The 24,875-nt window shown below is 37.8% G+C and carries 22 protein-coding genes and 2 pseudogenes; 12 read left to right on the plus strand and 12 right to left on the minus strand.

What is annotated here, in order from left to right:
* Positions 1-218 precede the first annotated feature (218 nt).
* Complete coding sequence (locus ND812_RS01480) at positions 219-1,397, plus strand: right-handed parallel beta-helix repeat-containing protein (RefSeq protein WP_265373959.1); 1,179 nt, start codon at positions 219-221, stop codon at positions 1,395-1,397.
* An 85-nt stretch (positions 1,398-1,482) separates the two neighbouring features.
* On the opposite strand, the gene ND812_RS01485 is transcribed toward ND812_RS01480, so the two are convergent.
* A complete protein-coding gene (locus ND812_RS01485; RefSeq protein ID WP_265373960.1) occupies positions 1,483-2,400 on the minus strand; it encodes a phosphate ABC transporter substrate-binding protein in 918 nt (305 codons plus the stop codon).
* A 106-nt stretch (positions 2,401-2,506) separates the two neighbouring features.
* Here ND812_RS01485 and ND812_RS01490 point away from each other — a divergent pair, with 106 nt between their 5' ends.
* Positions 2,507-3,859, plus strand: a complete 1,353-nt coding sequence (locus ND812_RS01490) for an OmpA family protein (protein WP_265373961.1) — start codon at positions 2,507-2,509, stop codon at positions 3,857-3,859.
* On the opposite strand, the gene ND812_RS01495 is transcribed toward ND812_RS01490, so the two are convergent.
* Together ND812_RS01495 and ND812_RS01500 are read right to left on the minus strand one after the other, a co-directional pair.
* Positions 3,856-5,124, minus strand: coding sequence for a lysophospholipid acyltransferase family protein (locus ND812_RS01495; RefSeq protein WP_265373962.1), 1,269 nt, complete (start codon positions 5,122-5,124; stop codon positions 3,856-3,858). The two genes, ND812_RS01490 and ND812_RS01495, sit on opposite strands and share 4 nt — an antisense overlap.
* 48 nt (positions 5,125-5,172) lie before the next feature.
* Positions 5,173-7,506 (minus strand): sulfatase family protein, encoded by a 2,334-nt coding sequence (locus ND812_RS01500; protein WP_265373963.1) that lies wholly within the window; start codon positions 7,504-7,506, stop codon positions 5,173-5,175.
* An 83-nt stretch (positions 7,507-7,589) separates the two neighbouring features.
* Between ND812_RS01500 and ND812_RS01505 the strand changes: the two genes are divergently transcribed.
* The 4 genes from ND812_RS01505 (at position 7,590) to ND812_RS01520 (ending at position 9,909) form a co-directional block, all read left to right on the plus strand.
* A complete protein-coding gene (locus ND812_RS01505; protein WP_265373964.1) occupies positions 7,590-8,456 on the plus strand; it encodes an alpha/beta hydrolase in 867 nt (288 codons plus the stop codon).
* A gap of 13 nt (positions 8,457-8,469) precedes the next feature.
* Positions 8,470-8,907, plus strand: a complete 438-nt coding sequence (locus ND812_RS01510; RefSeq protein ID WP_015676961.1) for an FAS1-like dehydratase domain-containing protein — start codon at positions 8,470-8,472, stop codon at positions 8,905-8,907.
* 17 nt (positions 8,908-8,924) lie between these two features.
* On the plus strand, positions 8,925-9,344 hold the full coding sequence (locus ND812_RS01515; RefSeq protein WP_100725826.1) for a MaoC/PaaZ C-terminal domain-containing protein: 420 nt from the start codon (positions 8,925-8,927) through the stop codon (positions 9,342-9,344).
* 139 nt (positions 9,345-9,483) lie between these two features.
* Positions 9,484-9,909, plus strand: a complete 426-nt coding sequence (locus tag ND812_RS01520) for a PH domain-containing protein (RefSeq protein WP_265373965.1) — start codon at positions 9,484-9,486, stop codon at positions 9,907-9,909.
* A gap of 118 nt (positions 9,910-10,027) precedes the next feature.
* On the opposite strand, the gene ND812_RS01525 is transcribed toward ND812_RS01520, so the two are convergent.
* From ND812_RS01525 to ND812_RS18420, 4 genes and pseudogenes are all read right to left on the minus strand, one after another.
* On the minus strand, positions 10,028-10,612 hold the full coding sequence (locus ND812_RS01525; RefSeq protein ID WP_265373966.1) for a WG repeat-containing protein: 585 nt from the start codon (positions 10,610-10,612) through the stop codon (positions 10,028-10,030).
* A 22-nt stretch (positions 10,613-10,634) separates the two neighbouring features.
* Positions 10,635-11,309: a M15 family metallopeptidase gene (locus ND812_RS01530; RefSeq protein WP_265373967.1), complete on the minus strand. Its 675-nt coding sequence runs from the start codon at positions 11,307-11,309 to the stop codon at positions 10,635-10,637.
* A 230-nt stretch (positions 11,310-11,539) separates the two neighbouring features.
* A pseudogene (locus tag ND812_RS18415) lies at positions 11,540-13,117 on the minus strand (efflux RND transporter permease subunit); the annotation flags it as partial.
* A 119-nt stretch (positions 13,118-13,236) separates the two neighbouring features.
* A pseudogene (locus ND812_RS18420) lies at positions 13,237-14,788 on the minus strand (efflux RND transporter permease subunit); the annotation flags it as partial.
* Positions 14,789-15,024: 236 nt separating this feature from the next.
* Here ND812_RS18420 and ND812_RS01540 point away from each other — a divergent pair.
* Positions 15,025-15,243 carry a hypothetical protein gene (locus tag ND812_RS01540; RefSeq protein ID WP_265373969.1) on the plus strand — a complete coding sequence of 73 codons (219 nt, stop codon included), beginning with the start codon at positions 15,025-15,027 and terminating at the stop codon, positions 15,241-15,243.
* Between the two features lie 11 nt (positions 15,244-15,254).
* Here ND812_RS01540 and trxA read toward each other — a convergent pair whose 3' ends face one another.
* The 3 genes from trxA to ND812_RS01555 all read right to left on the minus strand — a co-directional run bounded on the left by trxA (position 15,255) and on the right by ND812_RS01555 (position 18,518).
* The gene (gene trxA, locus ND812_RS01545) at positions 15,255-15,569 is read right to left on the minus strand and encodes a thioredoxin (RefSeq protein WP_100716857.1); all 315 of its coding nucleotides are present in this window, start codon (positions 15,567-15,569) and stop codon (positions 15,255-15,257) included.
* 68 nt (positions 15,570-15,637) lie between these two features.
* Positions 15,638-16,645, minus strand: coding sequence for an MBL fold metallo-hydrolase (locus ND812_RS01550; protein ID WP_265373970.1), 1,008 nt, complete (start codon positions 16,643-16,645; stop codon positions 15,638-15,640).
* 10 nt (positions 16,646-16,655) lie between these two features.
* Complete coding sequence (locus tag ND812_RS01555; RefSeq protein WP_265373971.1) at positions 16,656-18,518, minus strand: gamma-glutamyltransferase family protein; 1,863 nt, start codon at positions 18,516-18,518, stop codon at positions 16,656-16,658.
* Positions 18,519-18,876: 358 nt separating this feature from the next.
* Between ND812_RS01555 and ND812_RS01560 the strand changes: the two genes are divergently transcribed.
* Both ND812_RS01560 and ND812_RS01565 read left to right on the plus strand, forming a co-directional pair.
* Positions 18,877-19,929: an SDR family oxidoreductase gene (locus ND812_RS01560; protein ID WP_265375887.1), complete on the plus strand. Its 1,053-nt coding sequence runs from the start codon at positions 18,877-18,879 to the stop codon at positions 19,927-19,929.
* Positions 19,930-20,122: 193 nt separating this feature from the next.
* Positions 20,123-20,716, plus strand: a complete 594-nt coding sequence (locus ND812_RS01565) for a DUF4269 domain-containing protein (protein ID WP_322113669.1) — start codon at positions 20,123-20,125, stop codon at positions 20,714-20,716.
* Here the strand turns inward: ND812_RS01565 and ND812_RS01570 are convergent.
* Complete coding sequence (locus ND812_RS01570; protein WP_265373973.1) at positions 20,713-21,318, minus strand: alpha-ketoglutarate-dependent dioxygenase AlkB family protein; 606 nt, start codon at positions 21,316-21,318, stop codon at positions 20,713-20,715. The two genes, ND812_RS01565 and ND812_RS01570, sit on opposite strands and share 4 nt — an antisense overlap.
* Positions 21,319-21,459: 141 nt before the next feature.
* Here ND812_RS01570 and ND812_RS01575 point away from each other — a divergent pair, with 141 nt between their 5' ends.
* The 3 genes from ND812_RS01575 to ND812_RS01585 are packed head-to-tail and all read left to right on the plus strand — an operon-like array spanning position 21,460 to position 23,480.
* Positions 21,460-21,696, plus strand: coding sequence for a hypothetical protein (locus ND812_RS01575; protein WP_265373974.1), 237 nt, complete (start codon positions 21,460-21,462; stop codon positions 21,694-21,696).
* Positions 21,696-22,838, plus strand: a complete 1,143-nt coding sequence (locus ND812_RS01580; protein ID WP_265373975.1) for a suppressor of fused domain protein — start codon at positions 21,696-21,698, stop codon at positions 22,836-22,838. The genes ND812_RS01575 and ND812_RS01580 overlap by 1 nt, the downstream gene beginning before the upstream one ends.
* 60 nt (positions 22,839-22,898) lie before the next feature.
* Entirely contained in the window at positions 22,899-23,480 is a 582-nt protein-coding gene (locus tag ND812_RS01585) for a hypothetical protein (RefSeq protein ID WP_265373976.1), read from the plus strand.
* Between the two features lie 333 nt (positions 23,481-23,813).
* Here ND812_RS01585 and ND812_RS01590 read toward each other — a convergent pair whose 3' ends face one another.
* Positions 23,814-24,833 carry a synaptic vesicle VAT-1 family membrane protein gene (locus ND812_RS01590; protein WP_265373977.1) on the minus strand — a complete coding sequence of 340 codons (1,020 nt, stop codon included), beginning with the start codon at positions 24,831-24,833 and terminating at the stop codon, positions 23,814-23,816.
* Positions 24,834-24,875: the final 42 nt, after the last annotated feature.

Genomic DNA, 24,875 nt, shown 5'->3' on the forward strand with positions numbered 1-24,875 from the left:
CAGGATTTCATTACTCAACTTTTTATTTCATAAGCATCTTTCAACTCAGCCTGCTATTTCTATCTACTCATGGATTTAAGTTTCGACAATTGTGTCGGAATGTAAGTATCTGAATAAGTAAATATCCAGGTATTCGTTAATCATATTAAATAACATTTCACTCGTTATGCGTAAATAATGATTGATTTTTATATAATTATATAATTACTTACCATCAAATGAAAAATATATGTGAATTATTAGCACGAACAATAATCTTACTTTGTCTAATCAATTGTATTCCTGGAAAAACCAAGGGAAACCTCTCAATTATTGATCTAGGGATTTTATTAGCAGTTGTAAATAATGAGAATTCAGCTAATCAAAATAACTCGGCGATATATTACGTGCGAAATAATAATGGATCGGATTCAAACTCAGGGGATCAAAATTCACCTTTCCTGACGATTTCGAAGGCCATCGAAGTTATGAAATCAAAAAATTTAATCGGACAAATTAAGATTGCTGCAGGCACTTACAACGAAAGTCTAAATGTTCCTAACGGTATTTCGTTATTCGGTGGATATGATGTTAATAATTGGGAAAACAGAAATAATAAAGATCGCTCTAACCTAACTTATAGAACGCGAATTATTGGAACTGCAAATACTTCTGTTACAATTGAAGCTAATAGCACCAAATCAATGAAGATTGATGGTCTAAATATTCTAGGAAAGAATAGTTCGAATTCTATTGCTATCGACATTCGCTCAAATATTACCTTAAGCAACAATACGATTGATGGTGTCTCAACGACTTCAACTGGAGTTAGTATATCAAACAGTGATGCTTCATTAGTATTAAATAATGATATTTGGTCGACCTCACCACATGCATACGGAATTTACGTAAACAATTCTTCTTTATCAATCATCAACAATGTCATCCGAGGTGGCTCTACATCTGGAATTTATGTAATGGGAAACTCAGTAGTCAAAATTTTTAGTAATACATTGAGTAATGGAGGCCAGAACATTGAAATCAACGGAACTGGGACTAATGTTCAAATCAAAAATAATATGATTGTAAACGGTCAGTATGGAATCCACAATACAAATGGTGTTGTAACTTCAACTTATAATGATGTTTGGAATAATACCTCAGGAAATTATGTAAATGCAGTTGCTGGCAGTGGATCAATTTCCCAAAATCCATTATTTGTAAGTGGAACGGACTTTAGACTACAGAATTCATCTATTGCAATATGTGCAGGAACAGATCTTTCAACGGATTTTACTTCGTTAAATATTTCTATTAACGATAAAGAAGAAATACCTAGAATGAATTCAGTGAATACTCTTTGGAATATTGGAGCTTATGAAACTTTTGGATCAACTGGTCTTACTTCTTGCCAATAGTAACAGATTTCGGCCAGCTAAACATTGCTGACCGTATGAAACGATTTGGTTTCGTATTTAAATTTGAGTGGTTTTTCCCTATCCACTATTTCACTGGCTCTGCAGAAACTTCCACTTCGGGCAACGAAGACCTTAGATACCCTGATTGTAACACAGCCACCTGTCCTTGTTCGCTTGTGAGATACGTCACGAAGGCATCTATTTTATCACCTTGGTCTGTTTTATAGATGATAAATAGTTCACGAGCTAGTTTGTATTTACGATCATAAACATTACGAATGGATGGAGTCACATAGGGTTCATCTTTTGATGATGTTTTTGCATACTCAAGTGCTTTTAACTTATCTTTGTGATCCACAAGAGCAGAACCCATTCCCATATAACCGATGCTATTTGGATTTTCTTGGATGTACTTTGCCATTTCAGCATTGTCCTTCACAATTTTAGCATTGGGTGAAAACACATTGGATTTATAGGTATTAAATTCTTTATCACCCAAATCCCTTCTTTTTAGAATATGATTTTGAAAGTAGTCTTGTGTACCAGATTTGTCATTTCGAATTACGATGGAAATAGGTGCATCTTGGCCTCCTACTTCTTTCCAGTTTTTGATTTTCCCAGAAAAAATATCAGATGTTTGCACCAGGTGGAGTTTGGAAACAGGGTTGTTTGGATTCACAACAAGAGCCACACCGTCGTAAGCTAGACGTACAATTTCCAGGTTTCCAGTTTTTCGTAAATCATCATACTCAGCTTGGTTCAGTGCTCGAGAAGAAACTGCCATATCAATTTCTCCCTTTCGTAATCGGTCAATTCCAGATTCCGAACCACCACCTTCGACTGTTACACGAACATTTGAATTGACCTTCTCATATTCAGTACCCAAAAATCGCATCATACTATTCATGGTTTCTGATCCAGCAACTTTAAGGGTTTGTTTGTCCTTACATGCGACAAAATTAATTGTAATCAAAATGTAAAAAAGCAGAGAAAGGTTTTTCATCGTAAATCAGGTAAAGCCCAAATTCAATCCTCCGTCAATCGCAAAAACCCGTTGTTTTTTCCAAAACCCCTCTCAGTTTTTCGAAAAAAACCCCGATCTTTGCAAAGTGAAGACCAAAGGCCATTCGATCCTCATTTGTTTTGTAACAATCCTACCATTCTTGGATTTGTTTGCAGGCCCGCCTGAAAAAACCCAGTTCCAGTGGAAATGGACCAATAACCAAGTATTGGAACTGAATGAATACCATGATGTTTTCTTTCGTGTAGGAACAAAAACCGTTGAACGAGAAGATAAAAACCGAGTTGTGATGAAAACCAAACAATGTTCGCAAGACTCTTGTTTGGTGAATGCATGGTTTGATACTTATATTAGGTATGGTAAAACTTCAGGTCCTTTTTGGAAGGACAAAGAATTTTTATCCGATTTTACACTCTTTCGAAATGGTCGTTATGAAGTACCTAACGAATTTATCATGCCAAACCTTCGTAGTTTTCCATCATTCCCTGAAAATGCGGTTTCTGTATCCGATGTTTGGAAATTACCAGCTGAAGAGTCTTTTGACTTTTCTAGTGAACGTATCCGAGTCAAAGTCACACCCGAATATACCTTCCAAGGAATTTTTCCATGGAAAGAAGGGAACTATTCAGGCAATTGTGAAAAAATCACATACACATATCCAATTTTTTATTCAAAATCTGAATCAGACAAGATGGCACCTAACGTGCCTTACAAGATATTTGGTTTTGCAACAGGGACTGTTTATTTCAATGCAACAAAAGGCGTTCCCGAATTCAAAGAAGTTAAACTTTCTTATACCTTCATTTATCCAAATGGCACAGTCCAAGAAGCAAACTTTCATATCAAAGGTGTTTATTTTTTACGGAACAAAGTGAATGCAAAAGATAAAGAGTCCATTCGTGAAGATATCCTAAATGATTTGATTGTAGGTTATACAAAAGATGGATACCCAAATGGTGTTCCAATTGGACCTTCGTATCAACCAGGGAATCAAAATCCAGATCCAAATTCGCTTTCCACTCCCATTACGGAAGGTGAAGACCCAAACAAAATTGCAGACCAATTGCCTGTAAAAGTACGTACTTCCGAAGATGGGATCGTGTTTTCATTGGATTCCATTTTATTTGATTTTAATGATAGTAAATTAAAACCTGATGCAGAATCCGCAGTTGCCAAAATTGCAGAAATTTTAAAAAAATACCCCGATCGTGAAATCAGAGTTTCTGGTCATACGGACAATATTGGAAAAAAAGAGTACAATCAAAAATTATCTGAAGAGAGGGCAAAGTCCGTTTTACATTCATTAGTTGATAATTACAAAATGGATGAAAAACAAATTTCCTTTCGAGGGTATGCTGATGATTTACCTGTCGTGCCAAACGATACAGAAGAAAATCGTCACAAAAACAGAAGGGTAGAAATCACACTCGTTCTCGATTAACCAATTTGTAAATCAAGTCCTACTGAATAAGGTGGGACCAAAGGTTCACTTTCCTTTTTGCCACGTTCCATCAGTTTTTCCATTTCCTTTCTGATATCACCAAGTAACAAAGGATAACTATCTTTTTTGTTTGTTTTGTATTTTTCAAAATAAGGAGCAAGCGGAATGGAACGCGATGCGTAAACATACGCTTTTTTTGCTCTCATTTCTGATTTTCCGAATATATGCCTTTCAAAACTACATATCCATTCCATAAGGCGTTCTGCTGACGGCCATTGGATGAGATTTTTGGGTTGGGTGATAAGAAATGCATAGGCTGTCTCTACCAATTGTTTGGCTCGGCGAATATTTTGATCCGTTAGGTGTTTGGGGGTAGATTCCAATGGAATGCCCGCATCAATTCGGTCCAAAGCATGGAATAAAATTCGGATCTTTTGGATGGCATTGTCTGAATCTTGGAATTTGATATGTAAGATCTGACCTGCCAAGTTCAAAGCAGTGTGCCTTGCCCTTCCCAATCGATAATCAAAATCCTTTCCATTGATTTCTGATTTTGGGATCCCAAGTTCAAATTCCGTTTCTTCTAACATCACACGACCCACAGTCAAAAACCTGCGAAGCACTGTCCTTCCACCTGGGTACAACTTTAACTTACGTTCGATCCGTGATAAAGATGTTTCAATGTCTTTTAATATGGAATCTCTTGTGCCAGAAATTTTATATTTCACAAAGGTTGGTTGTAAATAAAGTTCCGCATGGGGATCCTTTTTTTTGGCTTCTTCTAATCCCCAATAAATGAGTTGGGCCGTACTCGGTAAAAAGGAAACCAAATTATCATTTTCTCCTGACATAATCCCTTCAGGATACATTACGAGTTTTCCGCTATTCTCGGATAATATTTGTTTGGTGGTTCGAATCATCTTTCGATTGGAACTTCCATGTAAAACCGAAAATGCTCCAACACGTTTGATGAGTTCACCTACAATTCCAAATCCCCAATTGAAAATACTACGTGATGCCATGTAATGAAATCTTGTTCCAATGGAATTGGCAACTTGATAAGCGATGATGGATTCCATATCCGTGGGTTGGTTAAAAAGATACACAACTCGTTTATCTTTTGTTTCTTTCAGGCGAATTTCATCTTCTTTCGAAATCACCACTCCATCCAAGTTAATAAAAAGTTTTGTGAGAATGGGAAAACCCAAATCCAATCCCAAAGCAACAGGAAATTCAAAACGAGGAGCGATAAAGGTATCTTTCATAGAACTGTGTAATTAGACTAAGGAAAAAGCCATATTCCCTACGAGCAATTATTCGTGAATGTATCCCCAGGTTTCTAATATTTTTTTCACTTCCTTTCCCATCTCTTTTTGTACTTCGGACTCACCGGATCCACTGAATGCTCCATCGTTATAAACCCATGGAAGAGGAGATGCGTACAAACCATCAGGTTGTCGTTCTGATATAATCAAGTCTTCGATGTGAGTCATGGACTTTTGGAATTCCAAACCATACTTTCCAAAACGAACAGGGATCGTTTTTCCATTCCGTGTGAATTGGAAAAAGGCACCGAGTTCTGGGTTTACTGTCCGCAGAATGATTTCCTCGGGCATAGGCTGTTTTGCTTCCTTGGATTCATTAGTACCCTTTGGATCCTTCGATTCTTTTGTTACAGAAATTGTTTTTGCGGAACCAGATGCGATTTGGACAGTTGGAGGAGCAATCCAATCATATACAGAACCTTGTACACTCATGGACATAGTATCACGACAGACAGTTTCCTCACAAGGAGGGATCCAAATCCGAAGTCCATTCCGTTTGAGAAAATTTTCACGTCGGAAGTCCGCTCTTGCTTGTTGCAAAAGAATTTCTCCTTCTGTCTCAAGACTTAAGTTTCTTAATTCCTTAGGATCTTGTTTTAAGTCGTAAAGTTCTTCTGCCATGGTATGAGGTTCACCTGCTGAAGTTCGCCTAACGGTTGTGAAACCTGGATACCTACGTATGTATTTATAATTCTCAGTTCTAACAGATTCTGACATTCGTCCCTCTGTATAAATATAGGATTCCTTAGGACAAGGAGTCGAGTTTCGAATGCAAGATGCATAATCAACACCTTGGTAAGTCGAATTTTTAGGTAATAAATCCAAAAACCCTAAAATGGTTGGTGCGAGTGATAACAAAGAAGACTGGCCAGAAATTCGAATTTGAGTGTTCTTTCCTATGTTATCCACAATCGACTTAGGAAGTTTGATAAAATATGGCACATTGATTTCTTCATCATAATGAGTTTCCCCATGGCCAAACCTGGTTTGCATAATGAAGTGGTAACTATAATCATGTTCTGGACTAAAAAGTTCCCCATGGTCCCCAGTCACAATGATCATGGTCTCATCATAGGTTCCTAGTTCTTTTAGTTTTGCAATTAACCTGCCAATTTCTCTGTCCGTATAATGCATCTCACCTAAGTAACGTTGCACGGGAGATTCATATCGAAAAAATTCCGAATCAGGAATGATACTTCTCACAACCTTCATATCTTCTGGGGGAGGTGTGTAGGAAGCATGAGGTGTGTTCAAATTAAAGTGCAAAAAATAAGGGATGTCTTTTTTTTCTGTCACAAACTCAATCGCATGGTTTGTGAGAACTTCCGTATCCACAATGTCCATCCCGACTTGGTAGGAATTGTGAAACCCCAAATCCAATCCTACAGTTGTATAATCCAAAAAGAAAACATTATTCATAATGGTTTTGGAATAATAACCAGCTTCCCGAAAGGTTTTAGCTAAATTGTCTCTTTTTTTACCGTAATACACTTTTCGTTGGTATGGTTTTGTCGAAAACCAAGAATTCCCCAAACCAAGGTTAGACGAATATTCGGAATGAAAAAAAGACATCATGGAAGGTTTTGTCCAATTTCCATTGGCAAAAGGATTTTCAAAAAACACTGATTCTTTTGCCATCTGGTCAATGATAGGAGTTACGGAATGGCGAAAACCGTAAGCTCCAATAAAATCCTTCCTTGCAGAATCGATGACTATGAGGATTACCGACTTAGGTTTTTGAGCCGAAACCAGTGTATCTAACCATTCGCTTGGATATAACAAAGGTTCGCCGATATACAAATCACTATCTTTACTTTCCCAAACAAGGCGAAAATCACCTTCGAGCGTAACTAACGTTTCTTTTTTATTCCATTGTTCTCTAGTGGTTCCAGTGAAATCCCATTCTTCGAGGATTTGGGACTGGGTATATAATTTCAATTTTCCGGAGACAGAAGGTTGGAATTCCTTTTCGCCTAACAAACCAGCATGCGATGAAAATTTATATGTGCCTTTTGGAAGGGTAAATTGGTATTCTTGGCCTGGTGGGAAATAAATGGCATCAAGGGAATGGTTTAAAAAAATGTCTTTGTTCGTATTGAACGTGATCTGTGTATTTTCCCATTTTCGAGAAAGGGGAAGACCACTTTGCCTACCTGGATTTTTTTTCCAATGGTATGTGCGATTGTCTGTTCCGATTTTGAATTTGGACTTAGCATTTTTTAATTCCAAAACCAAATCCACTGGGAAACGGGATTCCGATTTGTTCAAACACTGAATGAGACAAAAACAAAGGATGGGGGCGAAGGTTAGGATCTTTCGCATTTGGAACCAGTTTGCAAAACAGGTTTCCTAAGAATAGGAAAAGTTGTTTCTTTTTAGGTTTCCATCGTCCATCCTTGACATCTATGAGTAATTGGGAACAAGCCTACTCCCGCGTGGAGTCTACCTTTCTAAACAAAGATGGTGGTAAAATTTATTACCAGATCTACCGACCTAAGTCAGGAGTCAAACGTGTGCTCGTCGTCCACCATGGGATTGGGGAACACGGCGGACGTTATAATTTTTTGTTAGAAGCAATGGCGGAACGTAATTATGCCATTTACCTCATCGACTGCCGAGGCCATGGTAAATCCGATGGACGCAGAGGAGTCATTACCCATTTTTCTGATTTTTTTGCAGACTTAAAACAACTCATCGATATCGCCAAACAAAATGAAGGTGTCAGTAAAGTTACTTTACTTGGACACTCGATGGGAGCTGCGGTTACGTTTCTTTATACAGCTACTGACAATTACCAAAATGATTTGGATGCTTACATTTGTAGTGCCCTTCCGATCAAAGTCAAAACTGACCTTGTGATGGACATCAAAAAAGCAGCTGGTGGTTTTTTAGCAAAAGCATTGCCAACACTCACCATCCCAACGGGACTCAATGTGAATCTCATCTCACGTGACAAATCGGTTGTGGATGCTTATGTCAAAGACCCACTCGTACATGGAAATGTATGTACGTATCTTGGTGATTACCTTCTCAATTGTTACACACTTGCTTTGGAATCTGCAGAGAAAATCAAAGTTCCTATTTATATGTTCCATGGAAAACAAGATCAAATTGCTCTTCCAGAAGGAACTGTGGATGCATTTGAACGTGTAGCCTCAAAAGACAAAACCATGAGACTTTTTGATGATTTATACCATGAAACCATGAACGAACTTCCTAAAGACAGAGCTCTCGTCTTTAAAGAGTTAGTTGCATGGATCGACAAACACTAAGGAGAAAATGCCAATGGCAATAACAAAAGATATAGTTGGAAAAAAACTAGATCGTTTTGATTTCACAGTGGAACGAGGAAAAATTAAAGAATTTTGCCTCGCCATCAACGAAAAAAACCCAATCTATTTTGATGTAGAAGAAGCAAAAAAAGCAGGATACTCAGATGTTCCTGCTCCACCAACTTTCCCTACCGTCATCATGTTTTGGGGTTACCCAAAGATTTGGAACGATATGGCAGAACTCGGTATCGACCTTTCCAAAATCCTACACTTGAAAGAAGAATATACGTACCACAAAATCCTTTATCCGGGCAAAGTGTACGCACAATCAGAAATCTCCGACGTAAAAGTGGGAAGAGCAGAAATTGTAACTTTCAAAACAACAATCTATGATGAAAAAGATGATCCAATCCTTTCAGCAGAGATGGCGATTTTCATTCGTAAGGATTAATTCCAAGGAGGCAAACTATGGCAAAAATTCAATTTGATAAAGTAGAAGTTGGTCAAACTCTTCCTCCACTCGATATCCCTGTGATCGAACACGCAAATTTAGTTCGTTATGCGGGAGCATCTGGAGATTTTAACCCAATCCATAACGACCCTGATTTCGCAAGAAAAGCAGGACTCGATGGAACCATCTCACATGGTATGTATGTGATGGCACAAGTAGGAAGACTTTGTACTTCTTGGGCTGACCAAAAAGACATCGCATACTTTGGTGTGACATTCAAAGCTATGACAAAACTCGGCGAAAAACTCACAATTGTGGGAACCATCAAAAAGAAATTTGAAAAAGATGGTAAAAAAACTGTAACCGTACTTGTAGAAGCAAAAAACGAAGCTGGCGAAGTAAAAGCTGGTGGAGATTTAGTCGTTAACGCAGTCTAGTCAACTAATAACACACAGGTCATGGAATGAATTTAAAACTTTTTCATGATTCTGTGTGTTTGATTGAGGAATATTCTTACTACAAACAATCATCGTAGATTCAATAGAGTAATGGAAAACAGATACCAAGGAATCCTACATGTTAAGCGAAAACACAGTCAAATCTCAAATACTTTCCCTTATCTCTCACCTTCCTCATCTCAACATTGATATATTATACCTCTACGTTCCAGAGTTCAAAATCCTCCACCAATTCTTAGAGGAAGATGAAATCGTCGATGGTTATACCATAAGCATTCTGGAAACCAAACAGAAACGCTACAGTGCAGGAAAATGGTTATTCGTTTTAACAAATAAAAGATTTCATTTGTTACGGAATCCAGCCTTTAGTGAGCCTACTCACATTCCAATCGAATTCAATTCGATCAAAACTTGTAGCACAAAAAAAGGATGGTTCTTTGGAAAAATCTATCTAGAAACTGAAGGTGAAACATTTCGATTGATCCAAGTCGGCAAAAAAGATTATTCTTTCTTTTTACCGGTGTTGACTCCGCATTTAAAATAAGGATTGTGGGCGCGAATCACAATAAGGAAATTATGAAGTCAATTTTAGTTTTTATTTTCTTTTAAATCATCCATTTTAAAATTGTACACCAATCCGCTCTATTCCCCCCGAGTTCCCTCTATTGTAACTTCACCGTCACTGATTTCCCATCCTGCTTCACTTCCGCACTCCGTTTTTTAGAATCAACGGATAGAATTGCTTCATATTCGATCGGAAGGACTAGTTTGCCTTTTTTGTTTATGATTCCGTACTTCCCTCCCACAATTCTTTTGTGTTCCCCGTCAGGTTGCAGCTGACATCCGTTACATACAATGGCATTTCCATTTTCAAAAGGGTAGGCAAAATCAAACTTTGCCTCGATAGCCTTTTGGCAACGTTCATTGTGAAAACCCATCTTTCCCTCTTCCACATACCGTGCGAGCGATCCAACAATGTAATCGGGGCCATTGTCATAGAGAAAAGTTTCTAATAAAAATTGATTCTTTGTATTGATACAAATCCATTTGTTTTTCGAAACTACGAAAGCGACACCCGATTTGGTAAATTCCATGGCTTGTTCGTACTGAGGTTTGATGATGACATTGCCTTTTTTGTCTTTGAAACCAAACAAACCGTTTTCTTCAAAGGAAGTAATCCCTTTGGATTGGGCAATCAAGGATCCAGTCAAAAGCAAAAACGTAATGAATAAATACTTTTTTAACATCAAACTCTCCTAAAAACTAATCTTATAATCCTTCAAACGGAATGTCCAACACTTCAAATCCTTTACATTCCAAAAAGTCAAAATGCCACCACTCCGTTTTGTTCACTCGAAAGCCATATTTGCTAAGTGTATTTATTAAGATCGTACGATTTTTTAAAATTTCGGGATCGGAAACGGGAGCTTCGGCCCAAGCTTCCTTTCGAAAGGAATCATATTCCGTTGGCATGGGAAGTTCCTTTTTTGTTTTTTGATCCACTAGAGTTAAATCAATCGCACAACCCTTGTTATGCTTTGATCCAGTTTTAGGTGAAGCGACATACCTTGTATCTCCTACAATTTCGAAGAATTTGAGTGTGGCGGCATAAGGTCGATACGCATCAAAAATTTTTATGGAATAGCCAAGTTGTAAAAAATCAAGGTTGGCTTTCTTTAGTGCATCTGCGACTGGTTTTCTCGCAAAAGCTTTGGGTATTTTATAGATGATTTGTTTGGTAAAGTTATCGGTAGTGGCATATTTGATATCCAGAGTAATGCCAGAAATTTTCGTTTCTAAGTTAACGAGTTCTTTATTGGAATTTTTTTGTACGGATTGTTCATATGCCTTACGGTCTAAAACAACCAGTTTGTTTTCCTTGGGCTCGCCAACCAAAGAGAAAAAAGAAATTCCCATACAAATGAAGATTGTGATTCGGTTCATTGGTTTTTATTTTGCATACTATTTCTAACATCTTCAAGATTTTTTATTGGAAATTCAGGTTACAATGTATTGATACATGCACCCTGGACAGAAGGAGCGCCCTCGTCGACTGATGGCCAGAGATGGTGCCCAGAAAATCACAATTATTTTGTGGATGATGCTCTTAAAACAACAAACCCCAAATGCATGGGGTTGTTGAAAAGAATTTTCTAAATGAAATTTCTACGATTCTATTTTGCGTCTGGGTTTGGTGAATGTCTTCTTATGAAATTGTTTAATCTTTCAATATAAGAGAAGGCAGCGGGAACCACAACCAGAGTGAGTAGCGTAGATGAAATCACACCACCGATGAGTGCCCAACCCATACTGGTTCTTTGTTTAGAAGCTTCGTTCAAACCGATGGCAATCGGTAAAAATCCAGCAACTAACGCGAATGAGGTCATGAGAATCGGGCGAAGTCTTTCTCGGCCCGCTTCAATGATCGCTTCTTTCATCTCAGTTCCTTGTTGGATCAACTGGTTTGTAAAATCCACGAGTAAAATTGAGTTTTTGGTAGCGACACCGATGAGCATAATCAGCGCAATCATGGAAAAAAGATTCATCGACTCGTTGGCTAGGAAAAGTGCAATGAAGGCACCACATAACGCTAGCGGCAATACTAACATGATGGCAATCGGAGTGATGAAACTTTCATAGAGAGAAGCAAGTACGATGTAGATGAATAGGATACCAAGTCCCATCGCAATCGCCATCGACGAACCTAACTCTTTGAAGTTTTCGGCTTGCCCAAGATAATTAATTCTTACTGTAGAAGGAAGAGGAAGTTCCGTTGTCGTGATTTTGGTTATCTCTTCAATCGCACCACCCATTCCTGGACCATCCGGAGCCATGTCTGCATAAATCTCCAAAGACTGGTTTCGGTTCAATCTGTTGATTGTCGCAAGTCCCGTTGTTTCTTCGGAAGTAGCAACGTTTTTGATTGGAATCATGATGTTGTTGAAGTTCGGCACATACGATTGATAGAAACTTTCTTTTAAGTTTCTTTGGCCTTCTTTGAGTCGAACTCTGATATCATATTCCACACCATTTTGTCTATATACAGCGGGAGTTGTTCCTTCGATCAAAGTTCGAAGTTCCATACCAATTGCTGATCCAGAAACACCTAACATTACTTCTCTGGCGCGATCAGGAATCACTCGAAATTCAGGGGAACCTGCTCTGTAACTTGTATCGACGTCGAGTAAAGCTTTTGATTTTTTTAGTCTTTCTAAAAGTTTTAAACCGTATTCTTGTACGTCCTCACCTTTTTGTCCACTCACAACCAGTACGAAAGGTCTTTGTCCCCCGCCGACATTATCAATATCTTTTACGATGGGAGTCGCGTAAGGGTGAGTGACTGCCAGTTCCTTTCTTAAAACATCTTTGAATTGGCTTGTATTTACTTTTCTTTGTTTTGAAGGAACCATTTGCACAAACATAGAAGTGGTTCGGTTTGTATTGAACATTGCTACTTGTTTTGTTTCTTTATGTGCAGAAATTTTTTCATACACTTCTTTTGCAACTGTAGCCATCTTATCAACCGAAGTGCCAGGTGGCATGTCCAATGTCACTTGGAACTTACCTTGATCTTGTGCTGGTAAGAAAGTTTTTGTAATAAACTTGGTAAGAAAGATACTGAATACGAATAGAAAAATTGCACCAGAGATAATTAAAAGGGGAAAACGAAGAGTGAATTTTAATATTTTTGCATAAAGATTTTCTAGTCTTGTTTGAAATCTGTTGAAAACATCCAAAACTTTTTCCAATCCAAAATTCAATACATTTAGAAGGATGCGAACGGGGGTAAAAATCAAGGTCAATACCTGAGCAACTTTCCCTGGTTCAGTGGGACCAGATACATAAGCGAGTTGGGCATCTTGTGATTTTTTCTTAGATTTGGAAGTCGTTGTTTCTTTGGAAGAATGTCCTCCTCCGTGACCACCACCATGACCCGCAACAACTCCACCAAAATATGCAGATAACATAGGTGCAATGGTAAGGGCATCATAAAGCGAAATGAGTAAGGCAAAACAAATGGTAAGTCCGAACTCTCTTAAAAACTGTCCGACAACCCCGCTGATAAACGCGATCGGCATAAACACTGCAATGACCGCCATTGTTGTTGCGATGACGGCAAGAGTTACTTCTTTGGTTCCATCAATGGATGCCTGTCTTGCGGTTTTTCCCATCTCTCTATGGCGGAAAATATTTTCCCGCACCACAATCGCATCATCGATAAGAAGTCCAACCGCCAAACTGAGTGCGAGTAGAGTCATTACGTTGACTGTAAAACCTGCAATCGCCATCAAGATAAAGGCTCCAAGTAGCGAGTTCGGTAATGCAAGCCCTGTAATCAGCGTGGAACGGACACTTCCGAGGAATAACAATACTACGATGATGGTAAGGGCAATTCCAATAAAGATTGTTTCATTTACATCATAGATGTTGTCTTCGATAGCAGTTGAGTTGTCGTTTGCGATCGCAAGGAAAAGAGATCCTTTTCGTCTTGCTAAATCTGCATTGATATCAGCTGCTCGTTTTTTAATCGCCTTAGCAACGGCAACAGTGTTTGCTCCTGATTGTTTATATACAAGAAGAAAGACCGCCTTTTTTCCGTTAAAGTAAGCACGGGAAGCTTCATCTTCCATCGTATCCTTTACTTCTCCCAACTGACCTATTTTAATCGGTACTTCGTTTCCAAAAAGAGAAAGTGGTGTGTCACGAATTTCATCAGGGGATTTGAACTCATTGATGGTTCTATAAACTAATTCGTTGTCGGAGCGGCTTACTTTACCTGCTGGGATGTTGGTTCCACCAGAAGCCAAACGATTGGAAACCATAGAAGCAGAAATCATATGGGATTTTAATTTATCTCGATCCAATTCTACATGGATTTCTCTTTTTCGTCCACCATAGATGGTGATGTTTCCCACGTCTTGTGTTGTGAGTAATATCTGTTTGATCTCTTCATTTGCAATATCGTAAATTTGAGCTTCAGGAAGATCCGCTCTTAACGCTAAGATGATAATTGGTTGATCGGCAGGGTCGATCCTTCTGATGATAGGTTCTTTTGCATCATCGGGTAACTTTGGTTTTACGGCAGAAACTTTGTCACGAACCTGTTGTTCCGCATATTTCACATCTGTTTCCATAGTGAATTCAACAACTACAGTCCCCAAGCTTTCGTTACAGATGGACTTGATTCGTTTCACACCAGAGATCGTAGACAATTCGTCTTCGACTGGTTTTGCAATCAAGGTTTCGATTTCGTTTGGTGCCGCTCCAGGGTAAGGAACCGTGACAGTTACGACTGGAATTGTAATATTGGGGAATAAGTCGACTCCCAATTTGTTTAAGGACAGATAACCTGTAATCAAAATCAAAACGATTGTGCAGGTAATAAAAATGGGTCGTTTTATCGAAAGCTCAGCAAAGCTCATCTTATTCTCCAGGGGTCTAAGAACATAGTTTTCCCCAGTCCTTGGCAACGCAAATAAAAATAAAAACTGACCAGATGGTCAACTTTAAACATCTAACAGGGTGGTTCTTTAATGAGACTGATTATACTGCCTCGATGGTATATAAATTAAGTAGAAGTTCTTGGGTTTGGTTCTGAAAAAGTTTTTTTTGACATAACTCGATATTGAAATTTGGGTTTGTAGTGGTTTCTCAATTGATGAATTTCCAATGTTTCCCAGAAATGAAAATATTGATTGGTTCTGTTCCAAGAGCAGATGATGCAGCTTGGATCCGTTCGATGACAATCGATGTTTCGACGGGGCCATTATTACAGAGTTACATTACGAATGACAAAAGAGTAAAGATTACTTTCTTCAAAAAGTATTACCTCAGCAGAATCAAGCTATCTGATTCTCTTTTGATTGCTCCATCGTAAATAAAGATTCGCTAAATGAAACCACCGAAGACTTTTTTAAACTCTTCACTTCGCATAGCACCAGAAATACGATGAACTTCTTTCCCATTCTTAAATAAAATAAATGTCGGGATTCCGGAAATTCCATATCTGTTTGCAATTTCTTGTTTTTCATCAGTATTCACTTTGATGATGGAAACTTTCCCTTTCCAATCTTTGGCAAGTTTTTCGAGTTCTGGTGCCACCATCTTACATGGTCCACACCACGGTGCCCAAAAATCCACAAGGATTGGTTTCTCATGAGTTTGGAGTAAGGTTTCAAAACTTTTGGGATAGGTCTCTGACATATTCTCCCTCCTAATCATTAGACTATATACCCATCAGGGTATATAGAAAAAATCACTAATTAATCCATCTAAAACAAATCAATGGATTCAAAACCTTGTAATAACTGAACTTGGATTTGATCCTTGTTAGTCCTTTGTAACAAAAGATTCATATTCGAATCAAAATCATCGCCTAATTTTAAATTCGGTTCCAATGGTTTTGCCAAAGGTAAGAAAAAATTATCCCAGTGGATGGGTACGACCAATCGGGGTTTTAATTTTTGCACAGTTTCATTATAATAGGATTCTTGAAAGCTGATTGGTTGTAATGATAATTGTGCTATTCCTAAAAATAGTACGTCCACATTGATTCGATCATAGGCACCCGCCACATAATTTGTGCTACTTTTGATTAAGATCTTATGTTTTCCATTTTGGATGAGAAAATCAAAGGTTCCTCCCTCTATGTATTCCGTTGCTTTTAAAGGTTGGGAAAGAGGTGAAGTGATATCTGGAAAATTTGGGTCAGTAGCATTTGTTTTACCAAAAATCTTAAAAGGCGGAGTGTGTTTTGATTCTAAAACGGTAACAGAAAACTTTCCCAGTTTGATTGGTTTTCTCAACTGGAACAATTCCATATTTTCTTGATTTAAACCGGCACCTATACCAACATTCATCGTGGAACTAGATCCATATAACTTTGCATTGGTGAACTTAGCTACATAAGGTGCATCCATTACATGATCATAATGAGAATGGCAGACAAAAACTCCTTTTAATCGGTAGATCTTTGCTTTTTCTAGAACAGATTGTATCAGGAGGTGATCTGATTCTATTTTAGAAAAGGCAGTTTTCCATAAAGAAGGTCTCGAAAAAAATCCATCCGTCAGAATTTGTGTTTCACCATCATCCAAAAGGATCGATGAAGTGCCTAAGAAAGTGGCCCGGATCTTTCCTTTTCCAATGATTGTATTTGGATTTTCATGAGGAAAGTATGATTCATAAGAACTTAAGTTTCCAGAAGCCTGAAAACTACATTTTACAAATAAGAATAAAGAAATTCCAATGAAAAGGATTCTCATTGGACATTGAATCATTTGTATACCCTTACTTTCCTTCCGCCCATGATACTTCTCTCGGGTCCGCAACACCTAATAATCTTCTGTTCTTAGCGTCATTTAACACAGCACATACAGCACCAAAATCATTATCAAAATTTCCTTTTTCATACACCTTATACCCTTTTTCCTTCAATGAATCGGAAACCGCTTGGTATAAAGATGATTCCAATTCGATTCCTCCTGGCCGGTAAACATGTGGAGAAAAACTATCGGGCCAATTGACGGAACGAAACCTCGGAGCTTCGACTGCTTTTTGAGGGTCCATTCCAAACACAACAATGTTTAAAAAAAACTGAATCATTGCTTGGCTTTGTACATCACCACCAGGTGTTCCAAAACTCATCCATAACTTTCCATTTTTTAAAACCATACCTGGGTTAGGTGTAATTCGAGGCCGTTTGCCAGGGACAATCGAGGATGGATGATTTGGATCCAAACGAAATTGAGTCATCCGTATGCCAAGGGTTAGTCCTGTTCCAGGAACCATCGGTGACTGAGGAAAATCACTTGGAGTTAAGGACACTGCATTTCCAAATGAATCAACGATACTTATATACGTAGTATCTTTTCCATATTTGATTTCACTTACGGAATGATTCTCTTCATTGTTAGCAGGTGTTTTTGTGGACTTGGGTTTCTGTTTGGAATACAACCAAGGATTACCATAAGGAGGAGTTTTCCCAAATGCAGATTTTTGGAAAAGTAAACGTCTCATTTTCGCATAATGTTTTGATAACAATCCATCCATTGGGACATCAACAAACTTTGGATCCCCAAAATACGTTTCACGGTCAGCAATGGCAAGTTCAATGGCTTGTGAGACAGTATGGATGTATTCAGGAGAATTATGGCCCATAGATTTTAAGTCGATACCATCTAACATCTGCATAACCATCGGAACAATAGGACCTTGTGTCCAAGTTTGGTTTGCTAAAATTTGGTAATCACGAAACTCACCTACAACTGGTTTTTCCCATCCTCCAGAATAATTTGTGAGATCTTCCTTAGTAAACAAACCACCCTTTTCTTCGTGAAGTTTGACAATCACATCGGATATTGGACCTTTATAGAAATAATTTCTTACAGCTTCTAATGCTTGTTTTCTGGAATTTCCATTTTTAAGTGCTAATTTCTCTTCATTTGCCATCAACTTCCAGGTACTAGCTAAATCACTTCGTTTTGTTAGTTCACCTTCACGAATGGAATACCACCATTTTTTTTCTAAATACACTTCGGAGTTATATGGCATTAAAATTGTAAAACCCAATCTTTTATACAGTGGCAAATCTAAATTCTTCACAAGGATTTTGTTTGCTGGGAAACCCTCTTCTGCCGTTCGTATTGCTGGTTCCACTAATTCGGAAAATGATTTGGTTCCATGATCCTGTAACAAACGTACGATGACATCCGGTGATGCGGGCAACAATTGTGACAAGATAGAATTTTTTGGCATCACCTCATAACCTTTCTCTTTAAACCACTGTATTGTTGCTTTTTTTGGAGCTGTACCTGCTCCTATATAACTTTTTACTTGCCCCGATTTTTTATCGTAAACTAATGTTGGTGCAACAGATGGAAAACTAGCGGCTTCACCATTTGTTACGTTTAACACTAATAAGGCTGCAACAGCAGCATCCACTGCATTACCACCCTCTTCCAATACTTTGATCGCTGCTTTTGTGGCTATTGGATTTCCTGTAGCTACCATATATCGATTGCCAACACTTACATTACGAGTATTTCCTTGTGGGTCTACATAACCAGGCACAAGAGGCCTTCTGCTTCCTAAACATTGGAAGAAAATCAGTGAACAAATAATGAAAAAGGTGTGTTGGATCAATCGATTCATGGGTAACCTATAACTAGAAATTCTTTAATACTCTAAATGAAATTTATTTCATGTCGAATAATTTTTTTGGGGCGCCATTACCGGCTCTACGCTTCAATCTTTGTTTCACAAAGGATTTCCGCTGCGATCCGGGGCGCAAGACTACCATTTAACTTTGATTTGCAAGCGAGAGGGATTTGGAGGACTTGGTTTCACTTTGCCACTGTGTGGAAAAGTGAAACGGGAGCGAACGCGGACTCCGGAAAAGCCCGGGCCCACCGGGTCTCGCCAAACAAAAACAAACAAAGGCAATTTTTGTTTTGTATGATCCCATTCAATTTACATTCGAAAAAGGAAGGAATTGAGTCTAAATCGTAATATGAAATCGATCAATGCAGAAATGCCCGTTGTTGTCACTGGAGGTTCAGGATACATTGCTTCCTGGATCGTTAAATATTTGTTAGAAGATGGAAAGAAAGTTAAAACTACTATTCGAAGTATAAAAGATACTTCAAAAATTCAACATTTATTGGACCTAAAAGAAAAGTTCAAAGACAATCTAACTTTGTTTGAAGCTGACTTAATGATGGATGGTAGTTTTGATAAAGCCATAGAAGGTGCCGAGTTGGTCATCCATACTGCATCACCTTTTTTTGTGGCAGGTGTCAAAGATGCAAAAAAACAATTAATTGATCCCGCGTTACAAGGGACAAGGAATGTTCTGGAATCATGTAATCGAATCCCATCAGTCAAACGAGTTGTTTTGACATCGAGTGTTGCCGCCATTCATGGAGACAATATAGATTCTTTGTTAGTTCCTAACCAAACATTTACAGAAGATCATTGGAATACAACAAGTAGTTTGACTCACCAACCATATGCTTATTCCAAAACATTGGCTGAAAAAGAAGCATGGGAAATTCAAAAGAAACAATCACGTTGGGATTTAGTTGTCATCAATCCTTCCTTTGTGATGGGCCCATCAGTTTCCAAACGATTGGATGGAACTAGTGTTGAGTTTATGCGAAACATGTTAAAAGGGATTTTTCGTACGGGTGTTCCCGATACAAAAATGGGATTTGTGGATGTAAGAGATGTTGCAAAAGCTCATATCTTAGCAGGATTTAATCCCAATGCGAAAGGAAGGCATATCACTTCTGCCGAAGTTTTACCTATGTTAGGTTTTGCAAAAATCATTAAGGAAAATTTTGGAAACAAATATTCCGTTCCAACTGGTACACTTCGAAAAGCACTCGTTTATCTCATTGGTCCATTTTTTGGTTTATCCTGGGGTTATACAAAAAATAATATTGGGCAACCTTTAAACTTAAGTAATGAATACAGCAAATCGGATTTAGGACTCACCTATCGTTCGTTAAAGGAAACGATCATTGACCATGTCAACCAAATGGAAAGTGCTGGATTGTTGTAACCTTTCAACGTAACATACTTGGAAGAGGATTGGTGAAACTGCGAAGTTTTCTTGAAAATTTTAGGTAAGTTTGAATTCCCAAGAGACAAGCGTTAGATTTTATGGTAGGAGTTCGGGCAGGAAATTTCACCCACAAGCCCACCTCCACCACCCAATTAGGGTGGGGGCCGGTACCGGACACATGAGACATAATATGCAATCGTTAGAAACCAATCCGTTTTTGTTACCTGACTACTTGCGGATGGGAAATCCCAGACAACAGGAGTTGTGGGAGGATTTAGAGAAATGGAAAATTCTAAAAAACTTAATTGGTTTTAAACCTACACTTGCTGGAACAATCCCCATCGGAATTGATACCAAGACCAGTGATGTTGATATTTTGGCGAAATTCAATGTTCCTTCTCATTTACAAAAAATCTGTTATGCAAAGTTTCGAAATTTGCCCAATTATTCCTTTTCCGAAAAAACAATCTCCCTTCGGGTAACATTAATTTGTCGATTCTCCACCCCTCAATTTAATTACGAAATATTTGCACAATCAATTGAACCAACCGAACAATATGCATGGATTCATATGATGGTTGAAAATAGATTTTTAAATTTTGCAAACCAATCATTTCGCGAAAATATTCTTCACTTAAAAGAAAGTGGTAAAAAAACAGAACAAGCTTTTTGTGAATCTTTAGGATTGAGTGGAGATCCTTTCAAAACATTACTCCAATGGAATCTGAAATCGGATGATGATTACAAAGAATTATTATCCAAACAAGGATATTTAAACTCTTAAATATTCCCAAATTGGCGAAAGGTTAAATTGATCCTAGGCCGTTTGATTTTGAGAGTTTTTGGTAAAGAATGAAGCCAATGGCGTTGGATTTCATCTTTCATTAGCAGTAAACTTCCTGGTTCCAATCTCAATTCCACAAGAGTATTTTTTTTCTTATGTTTGAATCTAAAAATACGTTCAATCCCCAAACTCACAGAAGCAATCGTTGAATTTTGTTTGAGAGAAGTTTCATCATCACTATGCCACGCCATTCCTTCTCTTCCATCATGGTATAAATTTAAGAGGCAAGAATTGAATGTTTCATTTGTTTTTGTTTCGACTCGTTCTTTTAAACTGAGAAGTTCTTTTGTCCAAGGGATGGCTGTTTTGGTTGTTCCCGAATACCGATACGAAAATCCATTTTCCGCATACCAAGCAACACTCCTTTTCGTGATGATGTGTTTGCCATATAGGATCGATTCATCTTGTTTCCACTCGATCGAATTTTGAAAGGTCTCAAAATAATTTTGGCTCGTTTCTGAATCTAAAAAATCTGGGATGTACAACAAAGTTCCGTCAAAAGGCAGAAGATTGGTTGTTGGATTTTGTTGGAATAAATTCATTTGCCTAAGGTTTTTTCAGAATATGGAAAATGAGTTTGAGATTGCCCTTGAACAACATACTAGAAATCACTTAAATTTCATTCCTTTTTGTGGAAAATTTTAGTTGGATTCCCTTCGATCCATTAGAATCTATACGATAGTATGACCCCTACGCGAACAATACAAGCTTTCATCGATGCCAAAAAAGAAAACACCATACCTTCCGAAGAGGTTTGGAACTCTTTAAAAGGATACCGCCAATGGAACGAACCGGAACTCATTGGGCTTAAGAATGCTTCTGGGTATTATCCTGATATTTACTTTGAAAGTGGAATGGATGAAACCATTTCCAAACTACTCGCAAAATTTAAAGAGAAAGTGGTTCCACACAAATTTTAATGAATCCCATCACCCCAAAAGTTTTATACCAAGAAGCAAATCCTTACGGTTCTTTTACTGCCTTCCTAGAAGATGATGGAAGAACCATTTATTTATACTTACAATCACATAACAATCCAGAGTGGCCGATGAAAACACTTTGGGTTCGTAACTTAATCGATGCACCTGATGCGAGAAAGGAAGAAGATTTTGATTTGGGACTTGCTCCAGTATTAACACAATCAGAAATCACCGATCCCAAAGCGCAGTCTACTTTATCGGAAGACCAAATCCATTTTATTTGGTCAGAAGAAGGTGATGCAGTTGCCTTATTTGTTGATGAGGAATTACAAGCGTTCCTTCCCTCTTGGTCTGGAATTAAAGGCATTCATGGTTATTCGAAGTTTGCGAAAGAAGAAGCACCCACAGCGTCTCCACTCGGTGATCCGAACAATGGTGTGATTGCAGAACGTGTAAAAGGGAATCGTAAATACTGGGAATCTGTTGCTGAGAAAGACCATTGGAAAAAAGCACAAAAACTAAGATTGGAGTTTTTGGAATCTAAACTTGGAAAACACGAGACCTATTGGTCTGCAGATGGCGGAAAGTATCCATCACTTGGAATTGCTTCCTTTTTACCCAAAGAATTTCCAGGGATTAAAATTTTTTCAACGATTGGGATGAGTGTTCAAAACCAACCAAGTATTGAACTCTATCACAAAGACTATGAAAACTTTTCACGTATAGAACTTGTATTTGCCATCCAACTCTTAAAAGATTCTCCAGATAAATCAGAAACATGGATCCAACATGTTTTAGGTGAGATGGTGAAGTTTCCTTGGAATACAGGCATTTGGTTTGGTCACTCGCATACGATTCAAAATCCACGCAAAGATCCTGATCAATTGTATTTGGATTTCAATTGGTTTGTGTTTAGAAACATCACAGATGAACTCGACCAAGGTTCGAATGAATTGTTGCCAAAACTGAACGGACTCATCACTGAGAATGGAAAACGTGCAAACTTTCTTTTTTTAACTCCAATATCAACTGAAGAACGAATTTGTTTTATGAGAGAAGGGTCACAAAAGTTTTGGGAGACTTGGAAAAAAGAAGGTTATACTTTTTTTCATGATTCCGAAAGGCGAATGTTAGAATTCTAGTTCTAATTTTTAAAAAAAATCCGAATCAAACTCTAAAATCTGTCCGTTACTCAATATGATATGGCAGAGACGTATACAAAGTATTTCAATTTAGAGTTTGAACCCTTTTCTTTAGAAAGAATCCTCGAAGAAAGACAAGATTCCGCAGGATTTTTCCTCTCTACCGTATTCCAGAAACGGTTTTCGGAAGAAGTGAATCTAAAACGCCACGAAGACCAAAAATTATGGATCCAATCAAAGAATCTTCGTTACGTAGTTTTAGATGGAATCCAAAAAATTTCAGATGAAAATGGCAGATTAGAACCAACCAACATCCTCTACTTACTTGTTTTTTTTGATTTTAGCTCCATCACTGAGTATGGATTCGAAGAAGTCTGCAATGTGCTCATCAAACGTTATGATTTGCCTTCTCTCATCCTTAAAATGCCAGACAATGACCATTTAGAAATATGGGGAAAGGATCATTCGAGAAAAAGTTATAAGAATGTGATCCATCCTAACATTGAATCACTCATGAAAGCACTCTTTGATTCGATTAATAAGAAGGATCATTTTCAATTCATTGGCATTGAAAGATCAAATTCAGAGAAAAAATCAGGTTTTTTAATGTCGAGAAGGGGTTTTACAAGGGCAATTGCGTAAATTTTTCCCGTTGATACCCTTATAAATGAAAAAACCCGCAGGTTTTGCGGGTTCACACAATCTTACTTCGATAGTTTCGAAGGAAGAATCGAATCTAAGTTATTTCTTAGATTTTTTCTTTGCAGCTTTTTTCTTAGCGGCTTTCTTTTTTGCGGCTTTCTTTTTAGCAACCATTGTGATCGTCCTTATCTTTTGATTTCAAAACACGGCTGTCCTTGGCAAACAGAGAGTGAATTGATACGACATAATTAAATCATATCATTTTAAATGTAAAGAAATTTTATTTTTTGCATGAATTTTTATTCAAAATAAAAAAACAGGCTAATACTCATTCTACGGAACATTGATAATAATCTTACCAATTGTTTGACCTGATTGCATTGTACGGAGTGCATCATGCAAAGAATCGAACGTAAACTCATGCCCAATCGTTTGTTTTGGTAAAGAATGCATCATTAAATCCGAAAAATGTTTTCGTAGATCATCAATTTCATTCCACAACCATATTAAATTGAATCCCATGACCGATTTATTGTCTGAAATCATTGATAATGGATCAATTTTTGGTCTTGTGAGGTATGAAGACACGATTGAAAACCAATTGATGAATGATTTTGAAGGTGTGAAGTTTGCACTTCCATACGTTACAAGTCTTCCCATTGGTGCTAAAAGATCATAACTGTCCTGAAAATAACGACCACCTAAACATTCTAAAACGATTTTTAATGGTGCTCCATCTAGAATTTTTTTCATTTCATCTTTAAAATGAGGAGATCGAACAAGAAATTTTTCATAACCAACCTCTTTTAGGATCGAAAACTTACGAGAATCACCTACAAGTCCAATCGCAATTGCTTTTTTTTTCTGAATGATATGACCTGCCATGATACCAACACCACCTGCAGCACTATGAACTAATACATGATCTCTTTCTTTTACTTGTGCGAGTGGAACAAGTGCATAGTATGCAGTGAGTGCTTGCACTGCAAATGATGCTCCATCTTGCATACTCCAATCCTTTGGAAGTGCAAAAATTGTTTTTTCTGAAATGTTGAGATGAGTTGTATATGCACCAAAGCGAGTCACACCAAAAACAAGGTCACCAACCTCAAAATCCTTAACATTTGGGCCTATTTTGATGATTTTTCCTGAAAATTCTAATCCAGGAACAAAACTTTCTTTTGGAGTTGCTGAGTACAAACCATAAACTGAAAAAACATCTGCAAAGTTTAGTCCAATCGCTTTCACTTCGATTGTGACTTCATCTCCTTCTGGAGGAGGTAAGAGTTCTTTTTTTCTTTGTAAGTTGCGGATGGATCCAGTTTTTTCGATGCGGTAGGCTTCTCTTTGCATAATGAGTTAAAAAAAATTCAATTCCAGTACCATGAAACCATT

It is taken from the genome of Leptospira limi, assembly GCF_026151395.1.
In the GTDB taxonomy this organism is placed as follows: Bacteria; Spirochaetota; Leptospiria; order Leptospirales; family Leptospiraceae; genus Leptospira_A; species Leptospira_A limi.

Coding starts and splice junctions, on each gene's coding strand:
- ND812_RS01505 (WP_265373964.1), top strand. CDS start 7,590: ATGAGTAATTGGGAACAAGCCTACTCCCGCGTGGAGTCTACCTTTCTA.
- ND812_RS01480 (WP_265373959.1), top strand. CDS start 219: ATGAAAAATATATGTGAATTATTAGCACGAACAATAATCTTACTTTGT.
- trxA (WP_100716857.1), bottom strand. CDS start 15,569: ATGTCAGAGACCTATCCCAAAAGTTTTGAAACCTTACTCCAAACTCAT.
- ND812_RS01565 (WP_322113669.1), top strand. CDS start 20,123: ATGCAATCGTTAGAAACCAATCCGTTTTTGTTACCTGACTACTTGCGG.
- ND812_RS01550 (WP_265373970.1), bottom strand. CDS start 16,645: ATGATTCAATGTCCAATGAGAATCCTTTTCATTGGAATTTCTTTATTC.
- ND812_RS01555 (WP_265373971.1), bottom strand. CDS start 18,518: ATGAATCGATTGATCCAACACACCTTTTTCATTATTTGTTCACTGATT.
- ND812_RS01570 (WP_265373973.1), bottom strand. CDS start 21,318: ATGAATTTATTCCAACAAAATCCAACAACCAATCTTCTGCCTTTTGAC.
- ND812_RS01515 (WP_100725826.1), top strand. CDS start 8,925: ATGGCAAAAATTCAATTTGATAAAGTAGAAGTTGGTCAAACTCTTCCT.
- ND812_RS01575 (WP_265373974.1), top strand. CDS start 21,460: ATGACCCCTACGCGAACAATACAAGCTTTCATCGATGCCAAAAAAGAA.
- ND812_RS01520 (WP_265373965.1), top strand. CDS start 9,484: ATGTTAAGCGAAAACACAGTCAAATCTCAAATACTTTCCCTTATCTCT.
- ND812_RS01560 (WP_265375887.1), top strand. CDS start 18,877: ATGAAATCGATCAATGCAGAAATGCCCGTTGTTGTCACTGGAGGTTCA.
- ND812_RS01495 (WP_265373962.1), bottom strand. CDS start 5,124: ATGAAAGATACCTTTATCGCTCCTCGTTTTGAATTTCCTGTTGCTTTG.
- ND812_RS01485 (WP_265373960.1), bottom strand. CDS start 2,400: ATGAAAAACCTTTCTCTGCTTTTTTACATTTTGATTACAATTAATTTT.
- ND812_RS01500 (WP_265373963.1), bottom strand. CDS start 7,506: ATGCGAAAGATCCTAACCTTCGCCCCCATCCTTTGTTTTTGTCTCATT.
- ND812_RS01525 (WP_265373966.1), bottom strand. CDS start 10,612: ATGTTAAAAAAGTATTTATTCATTACGTTTTTGCTTTTGACTGGATCC.
- ND812_RS01590 (WP_265373977.1), bottom strand. CDS start 24,833: ATGCAAAGAGAAGCCTACCGCATCGAAAAAACTGGATCCATCCGCAAC.
- ND812_RS01530 (WP_265373967.1), bottom strand. CDS start 11,309: ATGAACCGAATCACAATCTTCATTTGTATGGGAATTTCTTTTTTCTCT.
- ND812_RS01580 (WP_265373975.1), top strand. CDS start 21,696: ATGAATCCCATCACCCCAAAAGTTTTATACCAAGAAGCAAATCCTTAC.
- ND812_RS01585 (WP_265373976.1), top strand. CDS start 22,899: ATGGCAGAGACGTATACAAAGTATTTCAATTTAGAGTTTGAACCCTTT.
- ND812_RS01540 (WP_265373969.1), top strand. CDS start 15,025: ATGAATTTCCAATGTTTCCCAGAAATGAAAATATTGATTGGTTCTGTT.
- ND812_RS01510 (WP_015676961.1), top strand. CDS start 8,470: ATGGCAATAACAAAAGATATAGTTGGAAAAAAACTAGATCGTTTTGAT.